This window comes from Thermosipho sp. 1074, assembly GCF_001999655.1.
Classification (GTDB): domain Bacteria; phylum Thermotogota; class Thermotogae; order Thermotogales; family Fervidobacteriaceae; genus Thermosipho; species Thermosipho affectus.
Genome location: NZ_LBEX01000018.1, coordinates 142,705 through 168,102, shown reverse-complemented (window position 1 = coordinate 168,102; position 25,398 = coordinate 142,705). Strand labels below are relative to the sequence as shown.

General features: G+C 31.2%; 27 protein-coding genes, 1 tRNA gene and 1 other RNA gene. 7 read left to right on the top strand and 22 right to left on the bottom strand.

Features of this window, described 5'->3' with window-relative positions:
• The first annotated feature begins 3 nt into the window (after positions 1-3).
• The 6 genes from rho to XO08_RS07550 all read left to right on the top strand — a co-directional run bounded on the left by rho (position 4) and on the right by XO08_RS07550 (position 4,095).
• The gene (rho, locus tag XO08_RS07575; RefSeq protein ID WP_075666399.1) at positions 4-1,275 is read left to right on the top strand and encodes a transcription termination factor Rho; all 1,272 of its coding nucleotides are present in this window, start codon (positions 4-6) and stop codon (positions 1,273-1,275) included.
• A 1-nt stretch (position 1,276) separates the two neighbouring features.
• A complete protein-coding gene (locus XO08_RS07570; protein WP_077287873.1) occupies positions 1,277-2,422 on the top strand; it encodes a tol-pal system YbgF family protein in 1,146 nt (381 codons plus the stop codon).
• Positions 2,419-3,012, top strand: a complete 594-nt coding sequence (locus XO08_RS07565) for a hypothetical protein (RefSeq protein ID WP_231450381.1) — start codon at positions 2,419-2,421, stop codon at positions 3,010-3,012. Before XO08_RS07570 ends, XO08_RS07565 begins: the two co-directional genes overlap by 4 nt.
• Positions 3,009-3,512: a hypothetical protein gene (locus XO08_RS07560; RefSeq protein ID WP_077287871.1), complete on the top strand. Its 504-nt coding sequence runs from the start codon at positions 3,009-3,011 to the stop codon at positions 3,510-3,512. Before XO08_RS07565 ends, XO08_RS07560 begins: the two co-directional genes overlap by 4 nt.
• Positions 3,513-3,525: 13 nt before the next feature.
• Positions 3,526-3,996, top strand: coding sequence for a haloacid dehalogenase (locus XO08_RS07555; protein WP_077287869.1), 471 nt, complete (start codon positions 3,526-3,528; stop codon positions 3,994-3,996).
• Between the two features lie 8 nt (positions 3,997-4,004).
• A tRNA-Ser gene (locus XO08_RS07550) sits at positions 4,005-4,095 on the top strand.
• A 208-nt stretch (positions 4,096-4,303) separates the two neighbouring features.
• On the opposite strand, the gene XO08_RS07545 is transcribed toward XO08_RS07550, so the two are convergent.
• The 6 genes from XO08_RS07545 to XO08_RS07520 all read right to left on the bottom strand — a co-directional run bounded on the left by XO08_RS07545 (position 4,304) and on the right by XO08_RS07520 (position 11,235).
• Positions 4,304-5,929 (bottom strand): ABC transporter permease, encoded by a 1,626-nt coding sequence (locus tag XO08_RS07545; protein ID WP_077287867.1) that lies wholly within the window; start codon positions 5,927-5,929, stop codon positions 4,304-4,306.
• A 13-nt stretch (positions 5,930-5,942) separates the two neighbouring features.
• The gene (locus XO08_RS07540; protein WP_075666394.1) at positions 5,943-6,908 is read right to left on the bottom strand and encodes an ABC transporter permease; all 966 of its coding nucleotides are present in this window, start codon (positions 6,906-6,908) and stop codon (positions 5,943-5,945) included.
• Between the two features lie 67 nt (positions 6,909-6,975).
• Positions 6,976-8,715 carry an ABC transporter substrate-binding protein gene (locus XO08_RS07535; protein WP_077287865.1) on the bottom strand — a complete coding sequence of 580 codons (1,740 nt, stop codon included), beginning with the start codon at positions 8,713-8,715 and terminating at the stop codon, positions 6,976-6,978.
• Positions 8,716-8,719: 4 nt separating this feature from the next.
• Entirely contained in the window at positions 8,720-9,727 is a 1,008-nt protein-coding gene (locus XO08_RS07530) for an ABC transporter ATP-binding protein (RefSeq protein ID WP_198927590.1), read from the bottom strand.
• Positions 9,720-10,730 carry an ABC transporter ATP-binding protein gene (locus XO08_RS07525; protein ID WP_075666391.1) on the bottom strand — a complete coding sequence of 337 codons (1,011 nt, stop codon included), beginning with the start codon at positions 10,728-10,730 and terminating at the stop codon, positions 9,720-9,722. Before XO08_RS07525 ends, XO08_RS07530 begins: the two co-directional genes overlap by 8 nt.
• 19 nt (positions 10,731-10,749) lie before the next feature.
• Positions 10,750-11,235, bottom strand: coding sequence for a hypothetical protein (locus tag XO08_RS07520; RefSeq protein ID WP_233120242.1), 486 nt, complete (start codon positions 11,233-11,235; stop codon positions 10,750-10,752).
• A 246-nt stretch (positions 11,236-11,481) separates the two neighbouring features.
• Between XO08_RS07520 and ffs the strand changes: the two genes are divergently transcribed.
• An RNA gene (ffs, locus tag XO08_RS07515) (signal recognition particle sRNA large type) lies at positions 11,482-11,744 on the top strand.
• Between the two features lie 6 nt (positions 11,745-11,750).
• Here the strand turns inward: ffs and XO08_RS07510 are convergent.
• From XO08_RS07510 to XO08_RS07435, 16 genes are all read right to left on the bottom strand, one after another.
• Positions 11,751-13,487 (bottom strand): ABC transporter ATP-binding protein, encoded by a 1,737-nt coding sequence (locus XO08_RS07510; RefSeq protein ID WP_077287863.1) that lies wholly within the window; start codon positions 13,485-13,487, stop codon positions 11,751-11,753.
• Positions 13,488-13,502: 15 nt separating this feature from the next.
• Positions 13,503-14,411, bottom strand: a complete 909-nt coding sequence (locus XO08_RS07505; RefSeq protein ID WP_077287861.1) for a GAF domain-containing protein — start codon at positions 14,409-14,411, stop codon at positions 13,503-13,505.
• Positions 14,412-14,414: 3 nt separating this feature from the next.
• Complete coding sequence (locus tag XO08_RS07500; RefSeq protein WP_075666388.1) at positions 14,415-14,648, bottom strand: S4 domain-containing protein; 234 nt, start codon at positions 14,646-14,648, stop codon at positions 14,415-14,417.
• Positions 14,649-14,745: 97 nt separating this feature from the next.
• Entirely contained in the window at positions 14,746-16,356 is a 1,611-nt protein-coding gene (locus XO08_RS07495) for a peptidyl-prolyl cis-trans isomerase (protein ID WP_075666387.1), read from the bottom strand.
• Entirely contained in the window at positions 16,353-17,861 is a 1,509-nt protein-coding gene (gene lysS / locus XO08_RS07490; RefSeq protein ID WP_075666386.1) for a lysine--tRNA ligase, read from the bottom strand. The genes XO08_RS07495 and lysS overlap by 4 nt, the downstream gene beginning before the upstream one ends.
• Positions 17,862-17,873: 12 nt before the next feature.
• A complete protein-coding gene (gene greA, locus XO08_RS07485) occupies positions 17,874-18,344 on the bottom strand; it encodes a transcription elongation factor GreA (protein ID WP_075666385.1) in 471 nt (156 codons plus the stop codon).
• 16 nt (positions 18,345-18,360) lie between these two features.
• Positions 18,361-18,816 (bottom strand): transcriptional regulator NrdR, encoded by a 456-nt coding sequence (gene nrdR / locus XO08_RS07480; RefSeq protein ID WP_075666384.1) that lies wholly within the window; start codon positions 18,814-18,816, stop codon positions 18,361-18,363.
• A 5-nt stretch (positions 18,817-18,821) separates the two neighbouring features.
• Positions 18,822-19,736 (bottom strand): DNA-binding protein WhiA, encoded by a 915-nt coding sequence (gene whiA / locus XO08_RS07475; RefSeq protein WP_077287859.1) that lies wholly within the window; start codon positions 19,734-19,736, stop codon positions 18,822-18,824.
• Between the two features lie 4 nt (positions 19,737-19,740).
• Entirely contained in the window at positions 19,741-20,667 is a 927-nt protein-coding gene (gene yvcK / locus XO08_RS07470; RefSeq protein ID WP_077287857.1) for a uridine diphosphate-N-acetylglucosamine-binding protein YvcK, read from the bottom strand.
• Positions 20,667-21,506 carry an RNase adapter RapZ gene (gene rapZ / locus XO08_RS07465; protein ID WP_077287855.1) on the bottom strand — a complete coding sequence of 280 codons (840 nt, stop codon included), beginning with the start codon at positions 21,504-21,506 and terminating at the stop codon, positions 20,667-20,669. Before rapZ ends, yvcK begins: the two co-directional genes overlap by 1 nt.
• A complete protein-coding gene (murI, locus tag XO08_RS07460) occupies positions 21,463-22,254 on the bottom strand; it encodes a glutamate racemase (RefSeq protein ID WP_077287853.1) in 792 nt (263 codons plus the stop codon). Before murI ends, rapZ begins: the two co-directional genes overlap by 44 nt.
• The gene (locus XO08_RS07455) at positions 22,235-22,495 is read right to left on the bottom strand and encodes a cell division protein ZapA (protein WP_077198602.1); all 261 of its coding nucleotides are present in this window, start codon (positions 22,493-22,495) and stop codon (positions 22,235-22,237) included. Before XO08_RS07455 ends, murI begins: the two co-directional genes overlap by 20 nt.
• Positions 22,476-22,721, bottom strand: a complete 246-nt coding sequence (locus XO08_RS07450; protein ID WP_077198601.1) for a hypothetical protein — start codon at positions 22,719-22,721, stop codon at positions 22,476-22,478. Before XO08_RS07450 ends, XO08_RS07455 begins: the two co-directional genes overlap by 20 nt.
• A 1-nt stretch (position 22,722) precedes the next feature.
• A complete protein-coding gene (locus XO08_RS07445; protein WP_077287851.1) occupies positions 22,723-23,343 on the bottom strand; it encodes a site-2 protease family protein in 621 nt (206 codons plus the stop codon).
• Complete coding sequence (locus XO08_RS07440) at positions 23,327-24,676, bottom strand: radical SAM protein (protein ID WP_077287850.1); 1,350 nt, start codon at positions 24,674-24,676, stop codon at positions 23,327-23,329. The genes XO08_RS07445 and XO08_RS07440 overlap by 17 nt, the downstream gene beginning before the upstream one ends.
• Positions 24,657-25,397, bottom strand: a complete 741-nt coding sequence (locus XO08_RS07435; protein ID WP_077287848.1) for a type III pantothenate kinase — start codon at positions 25,395-25,397, stop codon at positions 24,657-24,659. Before XO08_RS07435 ends, XO08_RS07440 begins: the two co-directional genes overlap by 20 nt.
• Position 25,398: the final 1 nt, after the last annotated feature.

Sequence of the window (25,398 nt, the reverse complement as noted above, 5' to 3'; positions counted from 1 at the left end):
TAATTGAATGTTGAAACCTTCAACATAAAAGATTTGGAAAAGATGACAATTAAAGAATTATATAAGTTAGCCAAAGAATACGATATTGCAAGATATACCTCAATGCGCAAACAAGATTTGATATTTGCCATTTTGGAAGCAAGAGCCCAATCTGAAGGTTACTTTTTTGGAGAAGGAGTACTGGAAGTACACCCTGATGGTTTTGGATTTTTAAGGAGTATGGAAAGTATGCTTCCAAGTTCAAAAGATATATATATTTCTAATTCACAAATAAGAAAATTCAATTTAAACACAGGAGATATAATTTCTGGAGTTATTCGTCCTCCAAAAGAAAATGAAAGATTTTTCGCTATGATTAAAATTGAAGCAATCAATTATAAAGATCCAGAACTTGCAAATGAAAGAGTAAATTTTGAAAACCTAACACCTTCTTATCCGGATACCCAATACATCCTGGAAACGGATAAAGATACACTTTCAACGAGAATAATTGATCTCTTTTCACCTATTGGAAAAGGTCAAAGGGGAATGATTGTAGCACCACCTAAAGCTGGTAAAACAACTATTTTAAAAGAAATCGCAAATGGAATTGCTAGAAATTATCCGGATACCATTAGAATAGTTCTGCTTATTGATGAACGGCCTGAAGAAGTAACAGATATTAAGGAATCGGTAAACGCAAAAGTTATTGCTGCACCTTTTGACATGCCACCTGATAAACAAATCAAAAAAGCAGAATTAACACTTGAAATGGCTAAAAGACTTGTTGAATATGGTCACGATGTTGTAATATTACTTGACAGTCTAACAAGACTTGCAAGAGTTTATAATATTAACGTTCCACCAAGTGGAAAATTATTAAGCGGAGGTGTTGACCCTGCTGCACTATACAAACCTAAACACTTCTTTGGTGCTGCCAGGAATATAAAAGAAGGAGGAAGTTTGACAATAATTGCAACTTCTTTAATAGAAACTGGGTCTAAAATGGATGAAGTAATATTTGAAGAATTCAAAGGAACAGGAAATATGGAACTTGTACTCTCAAGACAACTTGCGAACAAACGGATTTTTCCAGCAATAAACATTACATTATCTGGTACTAGAAAAGAAGAATTGTTGCTCTCAATGGAACAAATAAAAAAAATATGGCTTTTAAGAAAAATGCTTTCTTCTATGAATGAAGAGGAGGGGTTAAAGCTAATACTCAATAAACTAAAAGAAACAAAATCAAATGATGACTTCCTTGCCTTAATAGATTCTCAAAAGGGGAGTTAAAATGAAAAAAATCTCTGCAATTTTCATTTTATTTTTTGCATTGACCATTTTTGGTTTTCAAAAAGAAGCAATTGAATATTATCAAGCGGGGTTAAATGCCTATCAGCAAGATAACTACAAAAAAGCACTAGAGTACTTTGAAAAAGCTCTTGTTCTTGATCCTTCAATAGAAGGATACGATAATTCTTTGAAATTTAAGGCGGGAATCAGTGCATTTATGATTGGAAACTATGATAAAGCAAAGGCATATCTTTCAAACTATAAAGATAACCCAATTATAGGTAAATTATTAAACTCGATACAAAAAGAATCTACTGAAACTTCCGAGTGGAGTAACTGGATAAAAAAATACCATCCAACAGAAGTACCAGTTTCCACAAATACTACAAATAATAAAAGTAATTTCAAACTTATTCTTTTCTTAATAACTTTCTCTTTATCTTTCACAATACTTTTGTTCATGGAAATTAGGGTATGGAAAGCCAAAAAAACTTATCCTGTACCTGTAGAAGAAATAAAACCTGAACCTATAAAGACTCCAAGTATAATTGTCGAAAATACCGAAGAACTTTTCCCTGAAAACACAAAGGCTACAATTAATTTTGAAGATTTGATTAATAAAGATCTTTCATTCTTATCTGAATTCTTCGATGATACACCCAAACAAGAATTAGATAAAGAACCAGAAAAATTAGTTGAAAACGCCTTAGAATCAAAAAACACCGTTAACAAGGTTGAAAAATCTAACAACATCAAAGAAGAAAAAGTTGAAAAAGTTGAAATAAATAATGAGACATTAAAAGACTATATACAAGTTGTAAAAGAAGAAGAAGAAGAAAAAGAAAAATCATCTGAAGAAGAGATAAATGAGATACTCGAAGAAATAGATGAAATCGAAGAAATCGTTTCAAACTCAAATGAAGACAAAGATATAGTTGAAAATTCTCTTATTGAACAGTTAAATAGTATGAAATTTGAAAATACCACCGATGAAATTCCTATTGAAAGACTTGAAGAATTTTCTACACTTTCGTCGGATGAAAGTTTAAAATTACTTGATGATAAAGAGGAATTTGACGAATTTGATTTAAAGATTATTTCAAAATCATTAAAAGACCTTATGTTATCCCACGAAGAAATGAGGTGATTTATATAAAAAAAATTACTATTTTAATAACTTTCTTTTTGATTTCAATATCTTTTTCTGGAATTTTTGAATTTGTTGAAAATACATCGGGCTTTAGAGATTTTTTTGTGGATCTTTCTGTAAATTTTGATGTAATAGACAAAAATGGAACAAATTTTAAGAATAACATATCATTTGAAGCGACAATACTCAATCTCGAACATTTTGATATCCTTATAAAGTCTCCTGAGTTCTTAAAAGATATAAATATTGAAGCAAATACATTAAATTCAGCAACATACTATAAATACAAAAATTATACAATTTCCAATATTTCTGACTTCAACATAAACCTTGTATACGAAATTATCATGACTACTTCAAGTTTCTTGTCTTCATCACTTTTTACTATATTTGAAAAAGGAGATAACTTGTCTTTGATACCTGCAGGTTATACTTTTTTAAAACGCTTGGGTCTTGAACCAACAAAAATATTAGTCAAATTCAACAACAACAAATTAAAAGAAATACTTTTCACTACTGATAAAAGCACTGAAAGTATATCACTAAAATTTGAAAAATTTGAAATTTTAAAGGGGGATTATAAATGAAAAAAATTTTAACTTTTCTTTTTATACTTTCATCAATATTTATTTTATCAACTTCAATAGATTTCGGGCTTGGCTGGAGTTTTGGTGATTCCTATCAAATGTTGCTCGGATATTCTGAGGATTTTTTTAACATAACCTGGATTTTTAATCCTCTAGAAAATTTTGTACACAAAATTTATCTTGATGCCTTATTTTTAAACATTAATAACTTTTCAATTTCACCTACTTTATTTATTTATAATACAAAAAGTATTGATTTTCCTTTAATTGAAGGAGGAATAAAAGCTTCACTTAACCAAAATAGATATCTTATATCCTTATCATTAACATATCCTTTTAATTCTAATAGCTATTTTCTTGAAAATTCACTTTACATTTCATTCAAATATATTGTTCCACCACCTGATCCAAGAAAAAAGTGGAAAGATGATCTATTTATAATTTTTAACTACGCTAAACAAAAGCTTTTTGTAGGTTTGGGTCTTTCAGAACATTTCTAAATGGAGGTTTAAAATGGAAATTTTAAAAAAGGTTACTGACATAGATTTTAACAAACTTCTTGATAAAGGATTTAATTTTTTTATATTCGATTTTGATAACACAATAAACACTTGGAAAGAAAAAGAGATTCCCAACGAAATTATTGAAATATTTGAATTTTTGAAAAAGAAAAATGCCAAAATCTTAATCTTATCCAACGGAAAACCTAGACCCCTAAATTACGATATAGAAACCATATGGCTTGCAAAAAAACCTTTGCCATTTAAATTTAAAAAGTATATAGTAAACAATTATGGAAAGAAAAATAATTTTAAATTTGCAATGATTGGTGATCAAATATTTACCGATATGTTATTTGGCCTTTTTATAAAAGCATATTTAATAAAAGTAAATCCAATAGATACAAACCACGAATTTTTTGTAACAAAAATTCTCAGAAAATTCGAAAAAATACTCTTGAATTTTTCCAAACATATGTTATAATGTTCAGTGGAGGCGTGTTCCGAATTGGCTAAGGGGCCGGTCTTGAAAACCGGTGGGGGTTACACCCCCGTGTGGGTTCGAGTCCCACCGCCTCCGCCATAAAAAGCAGGGAAATTCCCTGCTTTTATTATATTGAGGTGATTTTACCTCTAATACCACATTATTTGCTTTTAAATGCGATAATATTTATAAACACTATTTTTATCAAGCTTTCACCATTTCTTTTTCCAAAAAGAAACACCCCCTAGTGTTGGTTTACTTTATCACTTCGGGGGTGTTTCTTATTTAAAAAACTAAGAAAAACTTTTTATCCTAGTGCCCTTGGATCAAACGCATCTCTTAATCCATCACCAACGAAATTGAAAGCTAAAACAGTCACAAATATAAATATACCTGGTATCAAAAGCCATGGGGCATTTTGTAATACGTATATATCTTGTGCTCTTGCCATCATCAATCCCCACGATGCAGACGGTTCCCTAATTCCAAGTCCAAGGAATGACAATCCTGCTTCACCCAAGATATAACCTGGAATTGCAAGAGTCGAAGTCACTATCATATACGTCATTGTATTGGGGATAACATGCTTCCACAAAATCTTTGAATCGGGATACCCAAGTGCATAGGCTGCTTCAACAAATTCATTTCTCTTTATCGATAATACCATTCCTCTAATAATCCTTGCACGTCCCGCCCATCCAATAAACGACAAAATAAATACAAGCAAAATGTAAACTTGAGAAGATGGGATATCCATTGGCAACAATGACCTTAGCAAAATCAATAAATAAAATCCTGGAATTGCCATTATAATCTCTGTAAATCTCATCAATAACTCATCGGCAACCCCACCATAATAACCTGCAATTCCGCCAAAGAATAAGGATAATGTCAACGTAATAGCTAATCCTATAAAACCTATTGAAAGCGATATTCTCGATGCAAAAATTAACCTTGACCAAACATCTCTTCCAAATTCATCAGAACCCATTATATATAATCTTACAAATTCATTATTATCATAATTATCTACGCCATATAAATGATATTTCAGCGGTATTATCCAAAAGACATAACCAACTCTTCCATAGTCTTTTCTCTTCGGTCCCCAACTTTTTACAAACCACTTTACAGGATAATATTTATAATCATAATCTTTTATTTTTAAATTTTTTCCAAACAATATATGTTTTTTTCCATTTTCATCCTCGTATTTAATATAATTAATCGTGTACTTTAATCCTACCTTGTCAATTCCTTTTTCATTTAAAACACCTAATTTAAAACCATATTTTCCAAATAAAACACTCTTTGCTGTTGAACTATTGTTCTCTAAAAACGCTTCACCTTTTAATAACACATCATCGTTAATACCTCTTACAAAATAATCAGTTTTTTCACTTGAGGATGCAACCTTTTTCCATTCGCCATTTACAAACGCATACTCTTCTCTTTTTAAAGTAAATTCTAGATCATTAACCTTTATAACTTTACCTCCAAAGTTATCCCTTGGCAAATATTTTGCATTATTTAACACCAACGTGATTAATTCGCCTTTATACTCAAATGTTATCCTACTTGGAAAAATCAATTCTCTAGTCTTTCTCGTATAATCCAATTTATCAACATAACTTATATATGGTAAAACATATAAACCTACTTTTTTCTCAAAATCTCCCACTTTATACACAGAAGAAACATCTGTTGGAGGTGCATATGAATGTTTCAGACTTTGCTCAAAAGGATTATATGGTGACAAGAAATCAGCTGCAAACATCATAACATATAAAACAATTAATGTCCATAATCCTACCATCGCAAGTTTGTTCTTTTTAAAAGCTCGCCACATTAATTGACCTCTTGTAAGATACACTTCCTCAAAATCTATATTTTCATTATTATTTTTCTTCTTTATTTCTTCTTTTTTCGCCATTAACTACTACCTCCTATTCCAACCTAATTCTTGGATCAACTGCTGCTAATAAAATATCACCAACCAAATTACCTATGATCAACATAATAACACTTATTACCGTACTTGCCATAACAACGTACATATCTTGTTGTTGCAATGCTTGATAAACTAATCTTCCAAGTCCTGGCCACGAAAAGATCGTTTCCGTAATTACGGCTCCTCCAAGGAGTCCAGATAAACTAAAACCAAACATCGTTATCAAAGGATTTATTGCATTCCTAACTGCGTGTTTAAAGATAACTACGCGTTCAGGCATACCTTTCGCCCTTGCAAATTCAACATAATCTTCGTTTAAAACATCAAGTAAACTACCCCTCATATACCTCATTAATCCTGCGAAACCGCCAAATGTTAAGGTAAACGCTGGAAGCTGCATATGCCAGAAAATATCTTTAAAACCTTCCCAAACAGTCATTTTCCCATGATTAACATCGTACATACCTGCTACTGGGAACCACCCAGTCTTTGCTGCCATATAAAGCAACAAAAGCGCTAAAAAGAAACCAGGTATCGCAATTCCAGTAAATGCTATTATTGTCAAAAACTTATCCCAAAAAGAGTATTTCTTTAAAGCTGAAACAATTCCCAATATAATACCCACAATCCACGAAATAACAAAAGAATATAACGACAATATCAACGTGGCTAAAACCCTTTCTCCAATCAAATCCATAACAGGTCTTCTATAATAAAATGAATATCCAAAATCTCCTTTAAATAATCCTTTCAACCACAAAAAATATTGAGTCAAAATAGGCTTATTAAGACCATACTGTTCCTCGAGAGATTTAATAAATTCTTTAGACACAGATGGATCAAGCCTGTATTGATCTAAAAAATCCCCAGGTGCTGCTTGCATTATCAAAAAAACCAACAAAGAAATTATAAAAAGTTCTGGAATCAATATAATTAATCTACGTGCTATATACCTTAGCAATCTCAGTCACCTCTCTTTGAATTTTAATAAGAAAGCAGGCGCAGGACGCGCCTGCTGCTATAAAATATTATTGTTCTCTCCATTCTTCATAAATATTCCAGGTTGTTCCACCAAGTGGTCCTATCTTAACATTTCTCAAGTTTGCTCTATATGCGTACATCCTTAATTGGTTTACAGTATAAATCAATGGTAAATGCTCGGATACCAATTGTTGGAATCTTGCAAAGTAATCCTTTACAATATTTTCATCCAAAATTGCCACATTTTCTTTGAAAATCTTATCAATTTCAAGTTCCCAATCTGGTAAATAATAATCATTTTTATCTACATATTCTGCAGTATCTGGTGAGTAATTCCAGAAATGCAATCCTGCATCTACTTTCCATACATTTGCACCACTTTGCGGTTCGTCACCACCAGTTAATCCTATAATTATTGACTCCCAATCACCTGTATTTAATAATTTTTGTACCAATGTATTGAAATCAATTGGTGTAAATGTAACATCCATACCTAATTTTTTCAATGCATCTTGAATTATATTTGCCGCTCCTTCTCTAACTCTATTTCCTGCATTAGTTGTAAGCAAGAATTTAACAGGATTTCCGTCCTCGTCGATAAGTTGACCATTTTCATCCCATGTAAATCCACCCATTTCAAGCATAGCCCTTGCAAGATCAAGGTCAAATTCGTATTTTGTTACAACATCTTCGTTGTAATATGGAGAACTCATGGATACAGGTGACCATTGTGGAATAGCAAGTCCGTTGTAAAGAGTATCAATTATAGATTCCTTATCTATTGCATATGCTACTGCTTTTCTGAAGTACTCGTTTCTAAACCATTTTCTCTTGATCGGATCTGGTGTATTCCAATTAAATGTGATAAACAATGTTCCAAATGCTGGTCCTGCTGTTGTTACTACTATATTAAGCTCTTTTTCTTTTTCCTTTAATTCTGCAAATTCTGTTCCTCTGGGTCCATAAACATCTATTTCACCATTTTCAAACGCAAGTCTCATTGCATCTTGGTTGGAAATTATCTTATAAATTACCTCATCAAAGTACGGAAGAGGATTTCCATTAGCATCCTTTTTCCAGTAATATGGATTTTTTACAAACTTTATGTATTGATCGGGAACATATTCCACGGGAATATATGGACCAAGCCCTACAACTTCCCCTTTGTTAATTGAATCAACTGTCCAAAATTCTTGGAAGTTTCCATTTTTTACATATTCTTCTGCAATGTGTTTTGGGAAAATATACATTCCACCTAAGTATCTAAATGCAAGTCTAAATGGTTCAGGGTAGTACATTCTTACAGTATAATCATCAATTTTTTCTGCTTTGGGCAAATAACCATGTGTACTTTTCAAAACATCTTGCATTGAACTTGGAATATCAGGATTTGTATAAATTTCGTTTAATGTAAAGACAATATCATCAGCTGTAAGTGGTTGACCATCGCTAAATTTTACCCCTTTTCTAATATGCCAAATAACTTCCATACCACCATCTGCTGTCAACCTTGGTCCTTCCCAACTTTCGGCAATTGCAGGATAAAATTTCATATCTACACCATGTCTTTCAATAAGTGTTCCACCATAACTCATAAACATCTCAATAACATCTGTAGAACTTGTTTCTTTTGCGGTAACATCATTAACGGTCTTTGGCCCACTTAGTGTTCCCAAGACAAACTGTCCACCTGGCTTACCGTTTGCATCAGCACCTATATAAGGAAGTTGAGCAGCAAATGAAAACACCACTGCCAATACCACCAAAAATACTGCGAGCTTCTTCATAAACTCACACCCCCTCGTTTTCTACCAGGTAACATGATACCTGGTGATTTTCAGAAATTTTATACATATTTGGATATTCTTTTTCACATTTTTCCGTTTTATATGGACATCTCGGATGGAAGAAACATCCACTCGGTCTTGCAATCGGACTTGGGACATTTCCACTTAAAATTATCCTTTTTCTATTTTTCTCAACTTTTGGATCAGGTATCGGAGATGCAGATAATAAAGCCTTTGTATATGGGTGAATTGGATTTTCGAATACTTCATCAACATCACCCATTTCAACAATTTTCCCCAAATACATAACGGCAACCTTATCGCTTATAAATCTTACAAGCGATAAATCATGAGAAATAAAAACATAAGTAAGATTAAGCTCTTCCTGGAATTTCAAAAACAAATTAATTATCTGTGCTTGAACTGAAACATCTAATGCAGAAGTTGGCTCATCTAAAAATATAATTTCCGGGTCAACTGATAAAGCCCTTGCAATAGCTATTCTTTGTTTTTGTCCTCCACTAAACTGGTGAGGATATCTATCCATATGATATGGCTTTAATCCCACCATTCTTAAGATTTCCACAGCTCTATCATAGGCTTCTTTTTTATCAGATACTATCTTGTGAAATAATAAAGGTTCTGTCAAAATTTGTCCTATTGTCATTCTTGGATTTAGTGAACCTATTGGGTTTTGAAAAACTATTTGCATTTTTCTTCTAAATGGAAGCAACTCTTTTCTGCTAAGATTTGAAATATCTTTTCCAAACACCTTTATTTTTCCACCCGTTGGATTAATCAATCTAAGCATTGTCCTTGCGGTAGTTGTCTTACCACAACCTGATTCTCCCACTAACGCAAATGTTTCCTTCTTTCTCACTTCAAACGAAACATCATCAACCGCTTTCACATCTCCCACGTGTTTCTTTACCAAGAAACCTTTTGAAATGGGGAAATATTTTTTCAAATTCTCCACTTTTATTATGGGGTCATTTTTTATTATTTCATTCATTCCTCATCGCCTCCGATTCTTTCCTATCTAGAACGGGATTGAAACATCTTACAAAGTGTCCTGGTTCAATTTCTGTAAGCTCTGGAAGTTCTTTAGAACATTTATCCAAACGCCTTGGACACCTTGGTGCAAATGGACAAACATTAGGTACATCTATCATTCTCGGAGGTTGCCCCGGAATTGCTTCTAATCTATCCTGTTTCATATCAAGCCTTGGAATAGCACGCAACAACATATGCGTATATGGATGTGTTGGCTTGTAGAATATATCTTCTGCAGAAGCTATTTCCATTTGCCTACTTCCATACATAACAATTATTCTATCAGCCATAGAAGCAATAACTCCCAAATCATGCGTTATAAACAGCAGTCCTGTTTTAAATTCCTTTTGCAAATCTTTCATCAAATCAAGAATCTGTGCTTGAATTGTAACATCTAAAGCAGTTGTTGGCTCATCTGCAATTAAAACTTTTGGATTACACGAAAGTGCAATAGCAATAATTGCACGTTGCCTCATACCACCACTAAATTCAAATGGATATGCAACCATTCTCTTCTCTGCTTCGGGAATTTGAACTTTTTTAAGCATTTCAATTCCGATTTCCCATGCAGTCCTTCTGTCAACATTTTGGTGCCTAATTATCGTTTCTGTTAATTGATCACCTATTGTATAAAGAGGATTTAACGAGGTAAGTGGATCTTGGAAAACCATACTAATCTCTTTTCCTCTAATTTTGGACATCTCTTCTGCAGACAACTTTAAAATATCTTCTTCTTTCCCCCTACCTCTATAAATAATTTCACCACCAACAATTTTCCCTGGCTTATGGATAAGCCTCATAATAGATTTTACTGTAACACTCTTTCCCGAACCTGTTTCTCCAACAATTCCAACAACCTCATCCTCATGTAAATCAAACGAAACATCGTTAACAGCTTTAACAACACCCTCTTCCATATAAAACCATGTACTTAGGTTTTTAACGGATAATATAGGTTCCAAAAGTTTTCACCTCTCTTAACTAGTTTTTTTCATCGGCTATTATTTCCATAGTATCCAAAATCGGATCATATATACCAATTAGCTTCCTTTCTCTACTGACTTTATATAAATTCATACTTGTAACAAGATATCCATTTTCAAATGAAACATAATTTCTGTTTATAATGTTCAAAATAGTTCGGAATACAAACATTTCCAAACTCCCATACTCCACTGGTAACACCATTACAGTTATACCACAAGTTGTTTCAAATGTAAAGTGTTTGTAAAAATACGCATTTTCATGGTAAAAGTTGTTATTCAAAATTAAATATTTACAATCATCTTCAAACAGCTTTTTCAAAACTTTATTGATTAATTCATCACTATACCTTATGTTAAATTCCAATCCATCGTTATTAACCACTTCCAGGTTATCTAAATCAATAATAAAGCCTGCATTTTCCTCGTCTACCAAAGTATATTTTAAACCATTTTTATTTAAAAAATCTAGAAATTTTGACACATAATATTTATCACCTTTTATATATATCTTTTTTGCTGAATTAAAATTAAAAAAGAATGCAAAAACAGCTATCAAAAGCACTATAAAGATTACATTCCAATTTCTCCTAATATTTTCCCCTCCATTTATCACTTTTTTTACAAATATTTAGAATACCACATTATTATTTTTTTTCAACTTTCATCAATATTCTTAAAGATGAATCTTTGACAATTATAAATAATAGTGTTAAAATATCATGTGGTGCCGTGCTAAGCGGGGGGTTGGTGGTCCCCTGAACCCGAAATCCACCTAGCGGGGCTTAATTCCCCTACTGAGGTATCTGAGGTCTGAAAACGGTTTTCACTAAGACGTTGAAGGCCGAGTCCCACGCAACAACTACCTGTGAACCGGGTCAGGTCCGGAAGGAAGCAGCCCTAAGCAGGCAAGTGTGTGCCGTGGGGGTACTCGACCTGAGTCTGATGTGGAGATACGCTCAGGTCTCAGAGAATCGAAGCAGGGGTGCACGGCACCTTTTATTTTTTGAATTGCACTTCATAAAGTTTATAATACATTCCCTTCTTTTTCATCAATTCTTTATGAGTTCCTTTTTCCACTACTTTACCATCATGTATTACGAATATAACATCTGCATTTACAACTGTTGCAAGTCTATGCGCGATCATAACGACTGTTTTTTCTTTCGATAATTTTCTAACAGCTTTTTGTATCCTTTCTTCAGTTTGCACATCAATATTGCTTGTTGCTTCATCGAGTATAAATATTTTAGCATCAAACAATACAGAACGTGCTAGCGCAATTAGTTGTCTTTCACCCGCAGAAATTCCTTTTCCTCTTTCAATTATTTCTGTTTTTAATCCCTTGGGTAATCTTTCTATTAAATCCCAGACATACACCTTTTTTAAAGCTTCGATAACTTCTTCCTCAGATATTTCTTTATGAAAAAGTCTCACATTATCAAGTAAACTCCCCGAAAACAATACTACATCCTGTGGAACCGCAGAAATATTCTTGCGCAAATAATGGATATTATACTTTTCAAGTTCTAAATTATCAATTAATATTTTCCCTTTTTGCAGTCTATACATCCCATTAACTAGGTTCATTATTGAAGTTTTTCCCGCACCAGTTTCTCCAACTACAGCTATTAATTTTCCAGGTTCAAATTTTAAATTTATATCTTTTAGTATCCACCTTTCTTCATTGTATCTAAACCAAACATTTTTAAATTCAACTACACCTTTTTCAATTTCCCTTTTACCATTCTCAGCGCCAAAATGTTCTTCCTCTTCATCCATCAACGTAAATATCTTTTCAGCACTTGCTACCGTATTTTGAATAATATCGTACTTTTCGGATAAATCTTCAAGTGGTTTCATAAACAATTCTAAATAAGCAATAAACGCGTATAAATCACCAAAATTTAAAGTTCTTAAAATAATATACTTTGCTCCCATCCAAATTATCGCAGCAATTGCCAACCTATATAAAGTACTAACGGTAGGTCTAAAAATAGCAAAAACATACATTTGTTTTATCCTAGCATTGTACAAATCTTTATTAACCTTATCAAATTCTTTTCTTTCAAAATCTTCAGCATTAAATAATTTGACAACTGGCATCCCCGCAATATGTTCTGCCAAATAAGCATTAACTTTGGATATACTTGTTCTAACAGTTCTATACGCCTTTAAATCAAAATATCTAAATAAAAGCATTGCAACTATCAAAACAGGAAAAACGAAAGAAATATTTAAAAATAAATTCTTACTTACACTTAACATCATTATAATTACTCCAGTTAGCAAAAATAAATCATTAAATACACTTGTAACCACAGATGTAAAAAATTCCATAACATTTTGAGTATCATTTGCTATTCGTGTCGTAATCTGACCACTTGGATGTTTGTCAAAAAAAGACATAGGAAGTTTTAAAACATGACGAAACAAATCTCGTCTTATGTCATAAACTATTTTTCCGCCAAGGTAAGTGGTAATCAAAATTGAGATATATTCAAAAACAAATATTAAAGATGTAGAAATAATAAAATACACTGCCATTTTAAAAATACCAGAAAACCTTTCTGGTGTAGGTAAGCTATCATTTGTAATGTAATTGTTTACAGCACTTCTTACAATTTGTGGAGGTAATAAAGTAACAAAGGTAAGAGAAATAACAACTAAAATAGCTATTATAAATAAAGCCATGTATGGCTTTGCATATTTTAGGAGCCTTAAAAGCTGCTTCATATATTTTCTCCTCCATTATTTATCAAGATAATCTGAAACCATACTACATATTCCCTCTAAAAATTTTTTATCCCTTTCATCAAACGGTGAAACATAATGACTATCTATATCTATCTCACCAATAACCTCTTTATTTTTAAATATAGGAACTACAATTTCGCTTTTCACCTTTGGACTACATGACAAATAATTTGTCTCTTTTAAAACATTCTGAACTAAAAATGTTTTTTTCAAATCGGCTGCCTGACCACATATTCCCTCTCCGATTTTTATTTTTACATGTTCTGTAGGTTCACCTACAAAATCGCCTAACTCTAAAACCCCCTCATCATTTATCATATAAAATCCCACCCAATTATAATATGGAACTTTCTCATATAAAATTTTGCAAATGCACTTCATAAAACTCTTATCTTTTTCTTTTTTTGCCAAAAATTCATTTATTTCTTCGAAAATTTTCTCTTTATTGTAAAAATTTCCCATTACCTCTCCTTTTCTAAAATGTACAATAGATTGAAACACAGCTTCGGAAACTTTATTAAGTTCTCCTTTTTCCCATAATGAATACAAATTTTCAAATATAACTTTTTTTTCATTTTCTTCTACAACAATCCAATCCACACTTTTTGGAAAAACTCCCAAAAATGTTATAAAATCTTCTCTTTTTAAATCTAATTCTTCTGAGCGTTGCCTGATTCTTTTTGCAATTGAATCCTTCCCCACCAGTTCTCTATAATCATACAAAAATTTATCAAAATTTCTCCTTTCTAATTTATCAAAATTTGGAGTACCTAAACTCTTTTCAATTTCTCCTAGAATTGAAAATTTGGATTTTAATTTTTCCCATATATTTCCCCATTGAGACTTATCATACCTTAAAAACTCAAGCATTTCTTCCACGTGATTTTCTACAATATTTCTCATATTTCATCCCCCCCAAATCTTTTTTTCTTCAATTACTTCATATTCTTTCTCACTTAAGACTCTAATTTTTAAAAACCTACTCCTTAAAAAAAGTTCAAGTTCATCACCACTTCTTATCTCAGAGGCCGGTTTTAATGCTATATTATTTCTAATAATCTTTCCATTTTTTGCAAGCTGCTGTGCTATTGTTCGTCTTTTAATTATACGTGTTTCCTTTAAAAATTTATCTAACCGCAAAATATCACCCCTTGAAAAATTATACCATAAATAGTTCGTTGTGCTAAAAAATTCAAGCCCATTAATGGGCTTGAACTTGATTTTTATTTCTTTTTACTTAATTAGTGCTTGTTGCGTTTTTCATAAAATTAAGTTCGTTAAATGCCGCATCAAAATCCATATATGTAGGTGTTGCTTCTTTTAATTTTTCAAGATACTGCTTAGCAGTTGTCGCATCCTTAAGCATCTTATTTATTTCATACAAATTATAAAGAACTTCTGCTTTCTGATTTAATGAAATATCCGTCGCTTCAGATAAAGTTGTCAAACCACCGTATAAATCAATAAAATCATTCATAACATTTTGAAGCATTCCATATTCTATATACGGTTTAATCTTAGAATACAACTTTGTATAATAATTAAACAATACATCTTTTCTATCTGGATATTGTTCTTTCATCTTTTTTGTTGCAATAAATGATTCAGGATAATCTTTATAAACACTCTTCAAAACAATATCTGACTCTTTTTTAGCATCATCAATAATTTCACTATTAGTAAATGACGCATCTTTTATCATCTTATCAACCAAAGTCACAAATGCAGCTTTTATCTCAACAGGAACATCTTCTTTTACTATGTTTGAATTAAAATCAAATACCATACCATTTAAATTCTTATACACATTCAATAAATCAGTTCCTGATTTTGTTAAAACTTCGTTCCATACCCTATAAACTTCGTTATTTATAACAAACCCAACGTTATTATCCTTTTTGAACTTTTCAATCTCATTTCTAAACTTTTCACCCTGAAGCTGATTTAAAACATCTTGATAACCTTGCGAAAGCGAAAATTTTTCAAATGTATCTACATTAGTTAAATCATTTACATAAAATACAAAAAAATTACTCCCCAAAGGAACTGGACCTACTACAGTATTTGGTGTAGAAAAAATCGTTTCTTCAAATTTTTTGTCCAAAATTCCCCTCTTAAGGTTTGGATACTTTTGAATAGAAACATTCAGATCTGTTGCAGCTTTTTCAAAACCATCTATAAGTGCTTTTGTAATAAAATTATTTGCACTAGCTTGGGTTGAAAAGCTTACAAAATCAACATTTGCAGAATCATACTTATTCATTAATTCCTCTTTGTGACTTTCATAGTATTCTTCCATTTGTTTCTCATCAATTTTGGCAATTTTATTTTTAACTTTTGAAATAGTTAAATACTTAATAATATCAGGTTCTATAGATTTTTTGTAATTTTCCAAACCACCAAAATTTTGTTCAACATATTTCAAAAGGTTTTCATTTTCCTTTATCTTACTTACTTGTTTTTCAAGTTCATCTTTAATTTCGCTTTTACTTGGTCTAATATTGCTAACTTCCGCATAATAAAGCACCACTTTTGTATCTATTAAGTCATTCAAAAGTGATGTTTTTAACATTGGTTCTTCAAAAACCGGATCAACATCAGTCAATTTGTAATAAGATAATGCTTGACTATATGACTTTTCTAAATCCCATGGAAAAATCCAATAATCCGAATTTAAAGCTGTTCCATCTTTTGTTAAAAATGCTACTGAATCACTCAAAGAATATTCAATTTTACTTTTCCTTGCAGAAAAATAAGAGGTTAAAGACCAAATTACTATACCAGCCACAAAAGCAATAGCAATAGTCCAAATAATTACACCGTGTGCCTTTTCAAACCATTTTCTCATTCTTGCGAACCCCCTTCTATATCTAGCTCTTCTTCTTCAAAAGATTTTGGTCTAACAAGTGGGAAAGCTATAACATCTCTAATTGTAGGTGAATTAGTCAACAACATTACAAGTCTGTCTATTCCTATTCCCAATCCACCAGTAGGTGGCATTCCATACTCAAGTGCCCTTACAAAATCTTTATCCATCATTTGAGCTTCTTCGTCTCCTGCTTCTCTTAACTCAACTTGCTTTAAAAATCTTTCATATTGATCAACTGGATCGTTCAACTCACTAAATGCATTTGCCATTTCCCTTCCAAAGATTATTAACTCAAACCTTTCTGTAACACGTGGATCTTCTCTATGCTTTTTTGCAAGTGGTGAAATTTCAACTGGATGTTCCAATAAAAATGTAGGTTGAACAACTTTATCTTCGACAAGATCCCAAAGTTTCTCTATTATATGTCCCCTGTCTTTTATTTCCACTTCTACTTCACGTGCTTTTAAAACTTCAATCATTTTATCTGTAGAATCTTCTAATATATCTACGTTTAAATGTTCTCTAATAAAATCTCTCATCTTCACCCTTCTCCAAGGTCTGGAAAAATCAAGCTCAATATCTTGATATCTTATCTTTGTGGTTCCAAATATCCTTTCAACTATAAAAACAAATAATTCCTCTGTAAGATTCATCATATCTTCATAATCAGCATAAGCCTGATAAACTTCAATTGAAGTAAACTCAGGATGATGTTTATACGATAACCCTTCATTACGAAAATTTTTACCAATTTCATATATCCTTTCAAATCCACCTACAATAAATCTTTTTAAATACAATTCCGTTGCAATTCTCATATACATATCAATATCAAAAACATTCAAATGTGTCACAAAAGGTCTTGCTGATGCACCACCAGTCACATATTCCAAAATTGGTGTTTCAACTTCAATAAATCCTTTTGAATTCAAAAATTCTCTAATTAATTTTATTACTTCAAACCTAATCCTAAATCTATTCAACGTTTCATCATTTGCAATCATATCAACATATCTTTGTCTATACAATAACTCTTTATCCTTAATACCATGCCACTTTTCAGGCATAGGCCTTAAAGGTTTATTCAAAAGCTCTATTTCCTTTACAAGAATTGTAATTTCACCTGTTTTACTTTTAAACACACTTCCTTTAACACCTACAATATCACCAATTGAAATATACTCTGTAAAGAAGTTATATAATTTGTCTCCAACAATGTCTTTTCTAATATATGCTTGTATTCTTCCATAAAAATCTTTAATATGGAAAAACGCACTTTTTCCATGTTTTCTTAAAGACATTATCCTTCCAGCAGTAGATACAAATGCATTTTCTTCTACCTCTCCTGGTTTTAAATCTCCAAATTCTCTTTTTATCATTTCACTAGTATGTGTTTTGTCAAACTTATTTGGATATGGATTGACCCCTTCAGTTCTTAATTGATTTATTTCTTTTATTCTTTGTTCTCTAAATTCCTTTAACAACTTCAATCCCTCCTAAACTTTTATTCCCAAAATCTGATATTTAAAAACACCTTTTGGTGATTTAATTTTAACTATTTCGCCTACCTTTTTTCCAACCAGAATTCTTCCCACAGGAGATTCAATACTTATCTTATTGCTGAAAACATCTGCTTCATGTGGAGTTACAATTTGTATAGTCTTTTCTTCACCAGTTTCAATATTTTTAATAATAACCCAATTTCCAATGTTGATTACGTTAGTATCTAACCCTTCAATAACTTCTGCCTTTGAAAGCATATTTTCAAGTTCGTTAATTCTTGCGGCAATTCTACCTTGTTCGTTTTTCGCCTCTTGATATTCAGAATTCTCAGACAAATCACCCAACTCTCTTGCCTCTTTAATCCTTTCAGCAATTTCAAACATAAGCTTTTGCTTTAATTGATCGAGCTCGGCTTTTAATTTTTCGTATCCTTCTTTGGTTAAATAAATAACCTCTTTTTTCATTAATACACCTCCAATACTATTTTTCTTTTTTCAATTCTTCCACAACTTCTAAAAATTGTTCAACTTCTCTAAAATCTTTATAAACCGATGCAAATCTTACATAAGCTACCCCATTTAATTTTTTCAGCTTTTCCATGACCAATCTTCCTATTTTTAATGTTGATACCTCCAAATTTCCGGACTTTTGTATTTCGTTTACCACATCATCCACTAATTTTTCCATTTCATCTAACGTAACATTTGTCTTTTCACATGCTTTCATTATCCCATTCAAAATCTTATTCCTATCAAACTTTTCCCTCTTCCCATCTCTTTTAACGACAAATACAGGACCAACTTCATATCTTTCATACGTTGTAAACCTTCCCTTGCACTTTATACATTCTCTCCTTCTTCTTACCGTTAAACCAGATGAATCCACGCGAGAATCCAATACTTTTGTATCTTCATATCCACAATATGGACATTTCATAAATATCACTCCACTTTTTTACCTTCCAAATTCTCATAAATTTTAAAAATCTTTCTTACTCTATTGTAAACCATGCTTTTACTCAACGGTGGATCAAAAAGTTTTCCCAAATCCGATAAGCTTAAATCTTCATTTTCCAGTCGCAAGATTGCTAATTTTTTTAATTCTTCTGATAAAACTTCATACCCATACTTTTCAATTAAATTTCTTATGATTTTTATTTGTTTTGCATTACTCTCTCCTACCCTTTTTGCATTCGCACTTAAAAAATTCAAAGAACGATTAAAATCACTTTTTATTTCCCTTGAATTAACTATCTTTTCCATCTTATCTGCATTTCTTTGTGCTCCTAAAAAATTAAGCAATTCAACAATTTCGCGTGATTTTTTTACATAATACCTAAAATTATTATTAAACTTTGAAATTTTTCCTTCAACACCCAAATTTTTTACAAGAAAATTTTTTATAATATTTAATAAACTTTCATTGTGCGAAATTATTTCAAAATGATAACTTTTCACGGGATCAGTAACCGAACCACTTGCAATAAAAAGTCCTCTTAAAAATGCAGAAAAATAACTCAAATCTTCAAAAATATAACTTGGTATTTCCAGAACATCTATCTCAAGCTTTTTCATTATAGAAAAAGGTATAAAAATTTGTACTCTCTTTTTCTTCAATTTATTTTTTATCAAAGTCAACTTTTTTTTATCAACTTCCACTTGATTCATCAAGTTCATTATTCTACGTGCAGCAGGGATAAAGCCAACCTCTAATTTTACAAACAAATCTACATGTGTTTTAATAAGAACTCCTTTTGATTTTAAGAATCCTGAAAGTTCTGACCTTGCTTCTTCCTCGCTATTTATTTTTAAATGACAAAGCTCCCCCTTAACATCTTCTGAAAAAGTATAAAGCATCTTATCACCTGATCAAATCAATAATTAAACTTGCAAGTTTCAAAGGATTATGCCTTATTCTTCCATCATTATCTTTCATTTCAATTAAATCATCTATTATAATTCTTTCATCATTCATATCTACTTCAACTGGAACTGAACCATTTTCTAAATACCGTCTCAAAACACTTTCACAAATATTAGAATAAGATACAATAATATAATCAACTTTTCTTTTTAAATATCTTTCAATTGTTGTCACATGGTCACTAAGAGTAAAATTATATGACTCTGATGGTTGAGTCATTAAATTGGAAACATATACAACTTTTGCCTTTGATTTGTTTAAACTCTCGTAAAATCCATTTACTAGTAAATTAGGTATAATACTTGTATAAATGCTTCCTGGACCAAGTATAATAACATCGGCATTTTTAATTGCACAATCTGCTTCTTTACTAATATAAGTTTCTTTATCTAAAGATATTTTGATAATTTTCTTTTTCACAACTTTCATTATTTCACTTTCACCATGAGCAACAGTTCCATCTTCGTAAAATGCAACAAGTCTTACTAAATCTTCAGATACTGGAATTACCTTACCATTTATAGCTAATACCTCTGAAATATACTCTACAGCTTTTGTAAAACTACCTAACATTTTTGTAAGTGCGGTTAAAATTATGTTCCCAACTGTATGTCCCGACAAAAAACCATTTGAAAATCTATACGAAAATAACTTCCCCAGTATCTCCTCATCTTTTGCAAGTGCAACTAAATTGTTTCTAATATCTCCCGGAGGTATAATATTGTATTCTCTTCTTAAAACTCCAGAACTTCCTCCTTCATCTGTAACGGTAATAATCGCTTTTAAATCAATACCCTTAAAGTATTTCAGACCTCTTAACAAAGTTGAAACTCCTGTTCCGCCTCCAACTACTACAAAATTCATTACTTCACGTCCCTATGCTCCAATAAAACTTTGCAATCTTCCAGATAAAATTTTGCAAGCTCTTCAGCAAAAAATACAGAGCGGTGTTGACCACCAGTACACCCAATCCCAACACTTAACTCCATTCTTCCCTCATTTTCATATCTTGAAATCGCAAAATCAATAACTTGTTTCAACATATCAATAAAATCACTTACACCCTGTGTATTGTATAAAAATTCTTTAACCTCTTTGTCTTTTCCAGTTTTATTTCTTAAACCCACTACATAAAATGGGTTAGGAAAAAAACGAACATCAAACACAAAATCAACATCTAATGGTACTCCATATTTAAATCCAAAACTTAGAATACGCAATAAAAATTTCTTCTCTACACTTGTCAATATTTCTACTAATCTTTCCCTCAATTGATGTGGATTTAGATTAGAAGTATCAATAACTATATCTGATATCTCCAAAATTTTTGTAAACGAATTTCTTTCATTTTCAATTGCTTTTTCCAACGAATTAGAAACCTCAAGCAAAGGGTGATTTCTTCGAGTGTGTGCAAATCTATTTATTAATACACTATCCTTTGCATTCAAAAATATTATTTTAATTTCCTTTAAATACTTCTTCTTTAAATTTTCAATAACTAAATACATATCTTCCAGATTCCCACTTCTTGAATCTATAACCAAGGCCAAATTTTCTACATTAATAGATATTACGGGTATTATCTGTTCAATTAAATTTACAGGCAAATTATCTATACAATAAAATCCCATATCTTCTAATAATCCAAGTGCTGTAGATTTACCTGCTCCCGATAATCCCGTTAAAATCACTAAATTTTTCAATGGATATCACCTTTCTAATTCTAAACTTATTAACAGTATACGGAACTCTAAAATTTATTCTTTTTAATTTTCTTTCAAAAATTACCGGATCTCCTGTTACATAAAACTCAACGAACGGTTTTTTCGAATTATCTTTTAGTACTAATTTTGACAGCTCTTCGGCTGGGTCAATTATTCTAACCTTAGGTAAAACCCTTGAAATTATTCCCTTTAAGAAAGGAAAATGTGTACAACCCAATATCAATTCTCTAATATTCTCCTTTCTTAAAGAAAGCAAATAATAATTTGCTATAGCTTCAACCATTCTGCCGTAAAAAACCCCTTCTTCAACTATAGAAACAAATAATTGTGTAGATTTTTGATAAACCTCTTTACCCATCATTTCCAAATAACGTTTATAACTACCATTTTTTATAGTAACATTTGTGCCTATAACTCCAATCCTATCGGCTTTTATCGCATTTATACCGGCTTTAATTATACTATTATATTTTATCCCCAAATCCAAATTTCTTCCCAATATAATTGAATCTGTAGTATTACAAGCTGCAAAAATCTCATTAACTCTCTTCTTATGAAAAAACTCTACAAATTCCCAAACAAAAGACTCAAGGACTTCTGGAGTCCTTAATCCATATGGAGCCCTTTCGGTATCAGCAATATAAATATAATGTGCTCCATTTACATATGCAAGCTTTTTTAAAACAGAAATTCCCCCAATCCCTGAATCAAATAGACCTATTTTCAACGTTAGGTTCCTCCATATTTTTTAACTTTTCACTTAATTTTGAAATTTCATCCAAACACTTAAATTCATTTTCAATCACATCACACAACATTGCAAGAAATCTTTCATCTAACGATGAAAGATTATCATACTTTTTGTTTAATTTAACTAATCTTTGTTCGATATAATTTAATATCTCTTCTTCAACATCAGATTCAACAATAAATTTTTTACCATTAAACTCAAGCGTTTTCTTCACCATTTATCTCCGCTGATGTCTCCACAACATTTTTTATTTTTCCCAATAATTTTTCAAATGTTCCATAAATTTGCTCTTTTAATGCATTGTTTTCTTGCTCAAGCTGATTAGCCCTTTCAATAGCAGCATTTAATTCCTTCCAAAGTTCTTTATTTTCTTTCTTAAGTTCTTCGTATTTCTTAATCAAATCATCAAAAAGTTGTTCAAGTTCTCTTATTTTTTCTTCCATGTTATCCCCCTTTTCCTAGTATTATAAAATTTGTCAGATTATTTATCAATATAACAAAAGGTTCCATTATAAGCGGTAATATCCAAAGCAGTAAAATTCCTAACAAAAATAGTATACCATATATTTCATATTTTATATACCAATCCCAATAATCATCTGGCAAAAAAGCACCAAGAAGCCTTGAACCATCAAGTGGTGGAACTGGTAAGAGTGAAAATATTGCATATGTAAGACTCCATTTGCACGCCTTATAAAAAACTTCATACATTATTTTATATTCAAAAAAACTTTTTGCCAACAAACCGTATAGAATAAAAAAAAACCCTCCCAAAATTGGACCAATCATCGATGAAAAAATCAGAATTTTTCTAACATTTTTATTTTTCATTGGAAAAACTGGAACAGGTCTTGCCCAACCAAAATCAAACAAAATAAACGCAACCGTCCCAATGGGATCCAAATGAACAAATGGATTTAATGATGTTCTCTTCAATTTTTTGGGCGTATTATCCCCTGATAAAACTATCAAATAAGCTTTTATAACCTCACGCGGAAAAATAACTAAAATTACAGCAAAAAATCCAGTTACTAAATATTGTATCAGATCAATCGTAATTTTCACCTTCTTTTACCTTTCTTGCATACATCTTTAAATATTGTACCACATTTTCACTCATTCCAAACTTCCACCAAAAAGGTAAAACGGTATTATTGAGCAACAAAGGATCCTCTAATCCAGTTAATTTTCCTTCATTTATCAAATTTATCCAATCATCTGTACCTATTATTGGAGTAAATTCATTAATAGAAAATCCTATACCTTCAGTTTTACAAAAATTAATAGCATTTTTTACATCTTCAACACTTTGCCCAGGGATATTTACCATAATATACGCTGAAACTTCTCTTTCGGTAAAACCTTTTTTTCTAAGAATACGCGCAGCTCTTACCAAATCTTTATCTACGACCTTACCTCCCGTTTTTAACTGGAGTTCTCCAGAAGTTTCATACCCAAGTTTTATAGTTTTAAAATTTAATTCCTTCATCAATTCCGCTATTTCCTCGTCTATCAGTCTAGCATGTATTCCATTTGGAAGGTGAAACCTATACTTTGAATACCCTTTTTCCAGCAACTTCTTTAAAATTACTTTAAAATGCTTTTTGGAATTTACCAAAATTGCATCATCAAAAAATACTATATCTTTTACATTAAATGTTTCAACGTATTTTTCAATTTCAAAAAACACAACTTCCGGAGGTTTAAATTTTATTCCATCCCATATCCTATGAGCAATACAATACGAACACTTATAAGGACATCCTAAAGTAGTTAAAAAAACTAAATATCCCAAATTATTGTAAAGCTCATACATGGGTGGAAGCATAAACCAATCTATATTTTTAGATTTAATTTCTTTTCCTGTTACTTGTTCTAAAAACTTTGGCAATCTATTTAAATCATTACTCGGAAAGATATGTACTCCAGTCTTTCTCGCATGAGACGGTATATTTCTAACATAAAAGCCACCAAATACAATAGGTACGTTATTTCCATAATAACTCTTTAAAAAAGAAATAGTATCCCAATAACCTGGATACCAATAAGTCAACGTAGAAGTAACAAAAATTATATCAACTTTTCCTATATCTTTTAATTTGTAATAAAAAAACTCTTTGGGTGCTCCGTATCTTTTGTATTTTCTCGGAATAAATTTTAACACATCTGGTTTTTTTACTTCAACAAATGGAAATTTTCCTGTGCCATAAAACTTATCCCTAGGAACATTTACGAATCTCTTTAAATCAATATCATGTCTATTCATTAAATCAACAAGATAGAGTTCAAACCCTAATTTATCTAAATAAGATGCCACATATAACAGGCCTAACGGTTTAAGCCAAAAATCATATGCTGCAAAATCTTCAATCCAAGGATTAACTAATAGCGCTTTCATAAAAGTAATAAATCCCCCTAAGACCTAATTCTAAATCGTAAATAACATCTTTTTTATAATCCATTATTATCTTTGATTGTCCTCCTGTGAATATAACAGAGGTAATTTCTGTTTCACTTTTTATTTTCTCAACAACTTTTATTATCCCTTCAAGCACTGTATTAATCACACCTATTCTTATATTAGATTCTGTATCTTTTCCAATAAAAACATCTGATGGCTTTAACTCCACCTTTGGAAGTTTTGCAGTTCCTTTAAACAAGGCATTAACCATCATCCCAAATCCAGGAATTATAACTCCTCCTTCATATATTCCATTTTTCAAAACATCAATAGTTATCGCCGTACCAAAATCTACTATTATTGCGTTATTACCGTAATCCTTTTCAGCTGCAATCACATTTGCCACTCTATCTGCACCAATATCAGAAGGAACTCTAACATCCCACTTTATATTCTTGTATAATTTTGCATTTAAAAACACAGCATCTTTACCTATATATTTTTTAGAAAAAAACTCAAAAATATGGTTAATATTAGGAACAACTGAAGAAACTATTATTTGATCATAGTTTTCACTAAATAACATTTTAAGATAAACGTATAATTCATCTTCTGTTTGCAATGAATACGTCGATATGCGCTTTATATTAAATTTCTTCCCATTATCCGTAAGTGCAATAGTCGTATGAGTATTTCCTACGTCAAAAAGAAGTTTCATT

What these genes read in the sequence shown, in the direction of transcription:
- XO08_RS07440 (WP_077287850.1), bottom strand. Translation starts at nt 24,676, where the DNA reads ATGAAAGCGCTATTAGTTAATCCTTGGATTGAAGATTTTGCAGCATAT.
- XO08_RS07535 (WP_077287865.1), bottom strand. Translation starts at nt 8,715, where the DNA reads ATGAAGAAGCTCGCAGTATTTTTGGTGGTATTGGCAGTGGTGTTTTCA.
- whiA (WP_077287859.1), bottom strand. Translation starts at nt 19,736, where the DNA reads ATGCTTTATACTTTTTCAGAAGATGTTAAGGGGGAGCTTTGTCATTTA.
- XO08_RS07505 (WP_077287861.1), bottom strand. Translation starts at nt 14,411, where the DNA reads ATGAGAAATATTGTAGAAAATCACGTGGAAGAAATGCTTGAGTTTTTA.
- XO08_RS07545 (WP_077287867.1), bottom strand. Translation starts at nt 5,929, where the DNA reads ATGGCGAAAAAAGAAGAAATAAAGAAGAAAAATAATAATGAAAATATA.
- XO08_RS07510 (WP_077287863.1), bottom strand. Translation starts at nt 13,487, where the DNA reads ATGAAGCAGCTTTTAAGGCTCCTAAAATATGCAAAGCCATACATGGCT.
- nrdR (WP_075666384.1), bottom strand. Translation starts at nt 18,816, where the DNA reads ATGAAATGTCCATATTGTGGATATGAAGATACAAAAGTATTGGATTCT.
- XO08_RS07450 (WP_077198601.1), bottom strand. Translation starts at nt 22,721, where the DNA reads ATGGAAGAAAAAATAAGAGAACTTGAACAACTTTTTGATGATTTGATT.
- XO08_RS07435 (WP_077287848.1), bottom strand. Translation starts at nt 25,397, where the DNA reads ATGAAACTTCTTTTTGACGTAGGAAATACTCATACGACTATTGCACTT.
- XO08_RS07495 (WP_075666387.1), bottom strand. Translation starts at nt 16,356, where the DNA reads ATGAGAAAATGGTTTGAAAAGGCACACGGTGTAATTATTTGGACTATT.
- XO08_RS07555 (WP_077287869.1), top strand. Translation starts at nt 3,526, where the DNA reads ATGGAAATTTTAAAAAAGGTTACTGACATAGATTTTAACAAACTTCTT.
- XO08_RS07570 (WP_077287873.1), top strand. Translation starts at nt 1,277, where the DNA reads ATGAAAAAAATCTCTGCAATTTTCATTTTATTTTTTGCATTGACCATT.
- XO08_RS07560 (WP_077287871.1), top strand. Translation starts at nt 3,009, where the DNA reads ATGAAAAAAATTTTAACTTTTCTTTTTATACTTTCATCAATATTTATT.
- greA (WP_075666385.1), bottom strand. Translation starts at nt 18,344, where the DNA reads ATGAAAAAAGAGGTTATTTATTTAACCAAAGAAGGATACGAAAAATTA.
- XO08_RS07530 (WP_198927590.1), bottom strand. Translation starts at nt 9,727, where the DNA reads ATGAATGAAATAATAAAAAATGACCCCATAATAAAAGTGGAGAATTTG.
- XO08_RS07455 (WP_077198602.1), bottom strand. Translation starts at nt 22,495, where the DNA reads ATGGTGAAGAAAACGCTTGAGTTTAATGGTAAAAAATTTATTGTTGAA.
- yvcK (WP_077287857.1), bottom strand. Translation starts at nt 20,667, where the DNA reads ATGAATTTTGTAGTAGTTGGAGGCGGAACAGGAGTTTCAACTTTGTTA.